Consider the following 4,732-nt stretch of genomic DNA (forward strand, 5'->3'; position numbering starts at 1 on the left):
TTGCTAGCGATCTTTGCGGCTGGCTACCGTTTCCAAAGCCAGCTTGGAGCGCTTCAGCCCCTCAGGAATGGGGATGGGGTAGTGGCCGGTAAAGCAAGCCGAGCAAAAGGAATTGGGATCCCGACCTGTGGCGGCCAGCATGCCTTCCCAGCTCAAGTAGGCCAATGAGTCCACCCCGATTTTCTCGGCAATTTCTGCTACCGAATACTTGGCGGCAATGAGCTGGTCTTGGCTGTCGGTGTCAATGCCGTAGAAGCAGGGATGGGTAACGGGGGGGCTGGAGATGCGCATGTGGACCTCCGTAGCTCCTGCCTGGTGCAGGGCTTTGACGATTTTCTGGCTGGTGGTGCCCCGCACAATCGAGTCGTCTACAATCACAATCCGCTGCCCCCGCAGCACGTCTTCGAGGGGGTTGAGCTTCATGCGAATGCCCCGCTCCCGCATCGACTGGGTGGGCTGAATAAAGGTGCGGCCCACATAGCGGTTTTTAATCAGCCCTTCCGTGTAGGGGATCCCCAGTTGGCGGGCATAGCCAATGGCTGCCGGTGTGCCGGAGTCGGGCACCGAGATCACCCAGTCGGCCTCTGCCGGAGCTTCTTTGGCCAGTTGTTCTCCCAGCCGCACCCGGTAGGAGTAGAGGCTCTCCCCGTGCATGCAACTGTCGGGGCGGGCAAAGTAGATCATCTCAAAGATGCACAGTTTGGGGGTGGCCTCGGCCCAGCGCAGCGATTGCAGCCCTTGACGGTCAATCCACACCAGCTCCCCCGGCTCCACCTGGCGCAGATAATCCGCTCCAATGATATCCAAAGCACAGGTTTCCGAAGCCAACACGTAGTGCAGTGGCTGGGCTTCTGGGTGGTTGAGCGTGCCGTCGCTGCAGAGGATCCCCAGCCTCTGCGGTTGCAGCAGCTCCTGTCTGGCGGGGTTGCTGCTCAAAAGCCCCAACACCAGCGGACGCACGCCGTAGGGATCCCGCGCCCCAATCAGACCCTCTGGCGTGCCGATAACCAGACTGAAAGCCCCGCGGCAGCGGCGCAAAGCTTGACAGGTGGCTCCCACCCAGTCTTGACCTTGGTTCACTGCCTGGGCAATGGTGTGGGCAATACATTCCGAGTCGGTGCTACCGGTGAGGTGGCACTCGGCAGCTTCCAGTTCACGCCGTAGCTCTTCGGCATTGACCAAGTTCCCATTGTGAGCCAAAGCCAGCGGCCCCAAGCGGGTTTCCACAATCACCGGCTGGGCGTTGGCCATGCGGCTGGATCCCGTAGTGGAGTAGCGGGTGTGGCCTACTGCCAGATCGCCGCTGAGCTGGCCTAAGTTCACCTCGTCAAACACTTGGGAAACCAGCCCCATTGCCTTGTGGACTCGGCAAAAGGCCCCCTCAAAGGTGGCAATCCCCGCCGATTCCTGGCCGCGGTGCTGCAGGGCAAACAGCCCAAAGTAGGTCAGCTTGGCCACCTCCTCGCCGGGGGCCAAAATGCCGAACACGCCGCAGGCCTCTTTGGGCCCTTCCTGAGCTGGCGATGGTTCTGCTTCCACCTTTGCTGCCATGGATCCCCTCTTGCTGTGGCACTTATCAGTCTAACCCGAGCGCTCTTGAGATCTCACCGCCAAGGCGGATCCCATGCGATTGGTGACACCCATAGTGTTTGCAAAAAATTGAGGCTCTATCTATAGTGTTAGGAGCACTTGCGAGACTCTGCTTTCGCGGTTGAGGGAGCAGGACGGTGCGGGTTTTTGAGTTGAACGCTGCCGAGACTCGGTTTTCCTAACAAACCCCCAAGCTCGTGTTGTGAGGAGCTAAAGCCCATGAAACAGCAGCCCCCTAGGTTCCGTCAGAGCTGGATGTTGGCAATCTCTGCGATGAAAGCCAGTGTAGCCGCTTTTGTGTCGTTGTCACTGGTGGCCTGCCAAGAAGATGGCCGCGAGCAACCCTCGGTTACCATTACTCCTGTGCCGGTAACGGTTGTGGCACCGACGCCCACGCCTTTTCTCGTCCCCAGTCCCCTCCCGACGCTCACTCCCGTCCCGACGCCTCTGCTCACCCCGACCCCCACTCCACTCTTGAATCCGTTCCCCAGTCCTTCCCCCACCGCATCCTTCTCGGCGGAGCCACCTTCGATTGCCGTGGTATCGCTGGCGGACGCGCGACAGACGGTTCCTTTTAATGTCTTGGTGGCCGTGACAACTCCTGCGGGTTTGGGAGCTGGCATCAGCTTCCGGGTGGAAATCCGGCGGAACCCTCTCACGCTGACGTTTGATTTCACCGCCGCTGCCGTCGGCTGTCAGGCCAACAGCAAAACCTGCATTGGCACCATCCCCATTACCATTCCCGCTTCTGCTCCCACCGGGGAGTATGAAGTGACGGCGATGGTGGCGGATACCCAAGGCCGCATCGCCTCCGCCAAGGCTCCTCTGCGGGTGTTGCCTGCGCCCAGCCCTTCCCCTTCACCAACGCCAGCCGGCACCCCCAATCCCTTTCCCTCGGTATCGCCTTCGCCTAGCCCCAGTCCTACTCCCAGCCCTTCGCCAACGCCGACGGCCAACCAAAGGAGCGCCCCAACTCCCTAGGGCAGCTCTTGAAGGACTTGCCTCAAGGTGGCGACCAAGCGTTCAATGTGGGTTTCCTCGATGATCAAAGGTGGGGAAAGGGCGATGGTATCACCTGTGGTGCGGATCAGCACGCCCCGTTCGTAGCAGCGTAAGAAAGCTTCAAAAGCCTGCGCTGTCGGTCGGCCAGGGATCCCTTCCAGTTCAATGGCCCCCACCAAGCCGAGGTTGCGCACATCGATGACATGGGGCAAGCCCCGCAGAGAATGGAGAGCTTCTTCCCAGAGGGGGGCGAGGCTGGCGGCCCGCTCCAACAAGCCTTCTTCTTGATACAGGTTCAGGGTGGCCAAGCCGGCGGCACTGGCAACCGGGTGGCCGGAGTAGGTATAGCCGTGGAAAAACTCGATGGGGCGATCCTAATCGGCTTGGGATACCTCTGGAAAGTTAGTATTTCCGCTCCTGAGGAAGAAAGCGGGTGATCACCACGGGACGATAGCTGATCTGGGGGGATCCCTCGCGAAAAGCGGCCAAGGTGTGCTGTAAAAACCGTTGATCATCCCGCTGGGGATAGTCTTCCCGCGCGTGGGAGCCGCGACTTTCCCGCCGTTCCAGAGCGCTGGCGAGGATCAAGGCCCCCACCGTCATGAGGTTGTCCAGCTCCAGGGCTTCGATGAGCTCGGTGTTCCACACGCTGCCCCGATCGTCCAGGCGCAAATCCTGCTCGTAACGCCGGCGGATCCGGTGCCATTTTTGGATCCCTTCTTGAAGAACCGATTCGCTGCGATAGACCCCACAATGCTCGGTCATGCAATCTTGAAACTGCCGCCGCACCTGATCAATGCGGCTTGCCCCGGATCGCTCCAGCAGCCTGGCGATCCGCTCGGCGGCCTGGTTGAGCAGGGATCCCTCGTCCAACTTCGGCAAGGCTCGCCCCCTGACGGCTTCTACCATAGCTGCCCCTGTGCGCCGCCCGAAGACCACGCACTCCAGAAGAGAGTTGCTGCCCAGCCGGTTGGCCCCATGCACCGAAACACAGGCCGTTTCACCGGCAGCAAACAGCCCTTCCACGCGGGTATGGGCATCCCGCAGCACCTGCCCATCCACCGTCACCGGGATCCCGCCCATGCAGTAGTGCACCGTCGGTCGCACCGGAATGGGATCCACAACCGCATCGATGCCCAGGTGGCGATGGGCCTCCTCCCAACAAAAGGGCAGCCGCATGTGAATGGTTTCTGCCCCCAGATGCCGCAGATCCAAATAGACAAAATCTTTTCCGTCGATCCCGCGTCCGGCCCGCACCTCCGTAACAATCGCCCGCGACGTGATATCCCGGGGGGCCAACTCCATCTGGCTGGGGGCATAGGCAGCCATAAAGCGCTCTCCTTTCCCGTTGATCAGATAAGCCCCCTCCCCGCGCACCGCCTCCGAGATCAACACCCCCACCGGATACAGGCCCGTGGGATGAAACTGCACAAACTCCATATCCTGCAGAGGCAGGCCGGCCCGCGCCACCATCGCCATGCCGTCGCCGGTCGAGGCAAAGTCGTTGGAGGTGGAGTTGTAGATGCGCCCATAGCCGCCCGTGGCCAACATGACTGCCTTGGCCCGCACCACCTCCAGCCGTCCGCTGGCCAGCTCCAGCATCACCACTCCCTTGACCTGGTTTTCTTCCAGAATGAGCTCCAGCACATACCATTCGCTGTAGAGCTTGACCCCAAAACGCTGGAGGTTGCTCACCAACTCGTGCAAAATGGCGTGCCCGGTTTTGTCGGCGGCATAACAGGTGCGCGGGTGGCTGTGTCCCCCAAAGGCCCGCTGGGCAATGCGGCCATCCGGCAGGCGGGAGAACAAAACCCCCAAGTGCTCCAGATCGATAATCACCTCAGGGGCTTCTCGGGCCAGAATCTCCACCGCATCCTGATCCGCCAGATAATCGGATCCCTTGACGGTATCGAAGGCATGGGCTTCCCAGGAATCTCGCGGATCGACATTTTGCAGGGCAGCGGCAATGCCCCCCTGCGCTGCTACCGAGTGGCTGCGAATCGGATGGGTTTTGGATACCAAGGCCAGGTCGAGGCCGGGATCCCGCCGCATGGCCTCCAAAGCCGCCCGGCAACCGGCCAGCCCCCCGCCAACGATGACAATGTCGTGCTCCAGCATGAATGGATGTGGGCAAACCCTC

At 61.1% G+C, this 4,732-nt stretch carries 4 protein-coding genes; 1 reads left to right on the forward strand and 3 read right to left on the reverse strand.

Features of this window, described 5'->3' with window-relative positions:
* Positions 1 to 3 precede the first annotated feature (3 nt).
* Positions 4 to 1,551, reverse strand: a complete 1,548-nt coding sequence (gene purF / locus NW857_RS12250) for an amidophosphoribosyltransferase (RefSeq protein ID WP_414338412.1) — start codon at positions 1,549 to 1,551, stop codon at positions 4 to 6.
* Positions 1,552 to 1,845: 294 nt separating this feature from the next.
* Here purF and NW857_RS12255 point away from each other — a divergent pair, with 294 nt between their 5' ends.
* On the forward strand, positions 1,846 to 2,571 hold the full coding sequence (locus NW857_RS12255; protein ID WP_414352308.1) for a hypothetical protein: 726 nt from the start codon (positions 1,846 to 1,848) through the stop codon (positions 2,569 to 2,571).
* Here the strand turns inward: NW857_RS12255 and NW857_RS12260 are convergent.
* The gene (locus tag NW857_RS12260) at positions 2,568 to 2,900 is read right to left on the reverse strand and encodes an aminotransferase class III-fold pyridoxal phosphate-dependent enzyme (RefSeq protein WP_414334662.1); all 333 of its coding nucleotides are present in this window, start codon (positions 2,898 to 2,900) and stop codon (positions 2,568 to 2,570) included. The genes NW857_RS12255 and NW857_RS12260 overlap by 4 nt on opposite strands.
* Positions 2,901 to 2,994: 94 nt before the next feature.
* Positions 2,995 to 4,710, reverse strand: a complete 1,716-nt coding sequence (locus NW857_RS12265; protein WP_414338417.1) for a succinate dehydrogenase/fumarate reductase flavoprotein subunit — start codon at positions 4,708 to 4,710, stop codon at positions 2,995 to 2,997.
* Between the last annotated feature and the right edge of the window lie 22 nt (positions 4,711 to 4,732).

It is taken from the genome of Synechococcus sp. H55.9, from assembly GCF_047462355.1.
Taxonomy (GTDB): Bacteria; Cyanobacteriota; Cyanobacteriia; order Thermostichales; family Thermostichaceae; genus Thermostichus.